Source organism: Dorea sp. OM07-5, from assembly GCF_003481355.1.
Lineage (GTDB): Bacteria > Bacillota > Clostridia > Lachnospirales > Lachnospiraceae > Dorea_D > Dorea_D hominis.
Genome location: NZ_QUKZ01000041.1, coordinates 1 through 2389 on the forward strand (window position 1 = coordinate 1; position 2389 = coordinate 2389).

General features: G+C 44.7%; 2 protein-coding genes and 1 pseudogene. All 3 read right to left on the reverse strand.

All coding sequences use genetic code 11. The features are described from left to right. Nucleotides 1-636, reverse strand: a pseudogene (locus tag DXC04_RS15255) (lytic transglycosylase); the annotation flags it as partial. Between the two features lie 29 nt (nt 637-665). Beyond that, the gene (locus DXC04_RS15260; RefSeq protein ID WP_118661325.1) at nt 666-1016 is read right to left on the reverse strand and encodes a hypothetical protein; all 351 of its coding nucleotides are present in this window, start codon (nt 1014-1016) and stop codon (nt 666-668) included. Next, on the reverse strand, nt 1016-2389 hold a 1374-nt coding region (locus DXC04_RS15265; protein WP_118661326.1), incomplete at its 5' end, for a VirB4-like conjugal transfer ATPase, CD1110 family. The genes DXC04_RS15260 and DXC04_RS15265, both read right to left, overlap by 1 nt.

Sequence of the window (2389 nt, forward strand, 5' to 3'; positions counted from 1 at the left end):
TCCCTGTACGGATAACTTTGAACCCTTTCCAGTTACCTGAAAGACTGCTTTTCCACTTTCTGTCGATGCCTGTGCTGATTTTCTTGCCATCTGGACTGCTCTTGCTTTCTGCATCGCCTGAAGACTTTTTTCCATCTGCTGTTTCTGCATGGATGCTTGTGTCTTTATTTTCTCCTGAGACAGACCGGATACTTTTACCACTCTCGGTGCTGCTTTCACCTGCCGTTTACCATTCTCCTTGGCAAGGGCGGCCTGCTCCGGTTTCAGCTTGATTAATTTCTTTCCGCTTTCTGCCCCCTGCTCCATTGCTTCTTCGGCAACTTTCACTTCTTCCTGTCTGTTCTTTCTTTCCTTTATCTTCCTGTAGGTCACTCCGGCAAGTTTTTTTCCACCTTGATATGTGGTTTTCCCTATAGTTTTTCCTGCCACACTCGCCGCCCTGTATTGTACGGATTCTATTTTTTCAGTTCCATACTGTGTTGGGGAGTCTGACTGCCCACTGCTTTTTTCATGTAGTTCCCTTGGCTTTTCTTTTGCTTCCAGAACCGCTGAGCGAACCAGTTCTTTCGGAAGTCGGGCAGCCGGATTTCGAATCTTCGGATTCTTATCCCTTACCCGTTCCTTGATATCTTTCATCCGGTCACCCTCTTTCCGTATCTCTTATCTCATCGGGCAACATCCCGATGTTTCTTTTTTTCCTGCTGTTTCTGCAACTGCTCCACCTGTCTGATTGCCTCATTTACCAGTGGATGTTCGTTGTAATATGGCACAAGTTCCAAATCACCCCTATCTTTAGATGATAACGGCAATCGATATTCCATATCCGAATAAATAGAGTCCGGATCATGGATAGAAAATTCAATAGCCGGACACATATTGGCAGATGTTCTACAATACTTCTGGTACTTTTTATATGCCTCTTCCAGCGTTCTGCATTTTGTATATTCTCCTAAATCATGGAACTCACCGCACTCTGCAGCATAAAAAGTTATCGTTACTTCTTCTTTTTTCTTCATTATGATTCTCCCGGTTTTGTTGTCATTAGTTTATAAAGGTCTGTATTCTTTGGGAACGTATTCTCAAATGGTACGATATTTCCAGAGCAACGGATCAGGCCACTACCAACCGATACATTTGTAATATAGGACAGTTGGTTTTCGGAAATATTCAAAAGAGCTGCCAATTCTTCCCTGTCTGTACTTGCCTGATTCAAAAGAATCAAAAACTCACTGTTTGCCAACATCAGTCTTGCAGTGTCCGATTTCAGAAGTTCCTCAACATTTTGGGTTAAACCTGTCACGAATCCATTGTATTTTCTGATTCTCTTGTACAGTCGGTAGAAGAAATTTGCACTGTATTCATAGCGGAATAACAGATAGAACTCATCGGCAAATATCCATGTCGTTTTTCCTTCTTTCCAGTTCTGAATTACCCTGTTGAAAATACTGTCTAAGGTAACCAGCATTCCCAGTGGCATAAGCTGTTCCCCCAGTTCCCGGATATCATAATCCATGATCCTGTTCTTCTTATTCACATTGGTCGGCTGTGCAAAGGTGTTCAGACTTCCATTGATAAAGAGTTCCGAGGAAAGTGCGAGCCCTCTTGCCTCTTCTTCCGGCTGCAACATCAACTGCCGGTACATATCTTTCAATGTCGGAACTTCCCCGGTATAACCACTCCGGATATAATCCCGGTACACATCTGCAGCACAGCGGTCCAGGATGGACTTTTCTTTTGCCGACAGATTTCCTGCCCCGACTAACTGTTCAAATACGGACAGGATGAACTCCGACTTTTCAATCAGTGGGTTCTTTTCATTTCCATAGGCTGCGTCCATATCCATTGCATTCAGATGATTATCGGATGTTGCAGATACTTTTACGACCTGGCCCCCCAGAGCCTCTACCAGTTTTGTAAATTCGGACTCCGGGTCGAGGATCAGGATATCATCATCCGTAGCCAGTGCCAGATGCACAATCTCTTCTTTTGCCGAAAAGCTCTTTCCTGATCCACTGACGCCCAACCGGAAACTGTTTCCATTCATCAGTTTCTTCCGGTCGGCTACCAGAAGGTTCTTGCTGACTGCATTCTGCCCATAATAGATACCGCCCGGCTGCAGGATTTCCTGTGTATGGAACGGGATTAAAACAGCCGTTGATTCCGTTGTCAATGTACGCAGGGCATTGATCTTTCGCAGTCCGTAAGGAAGCACTGTATTAAGTCCGTCCACTTGCTGCCACTTTAATGTTGCCATCTGACACAGATGCTTTCTTGCGATTGACAGAATCAGTTCCGTATCGGAATCCAGTTGCTTTTTGCTGTCTGCCAGATGTACCATTGTCAAAATCCCGAACATCATACGCTGGTCTCTGGTTGTCAGATCATCGAG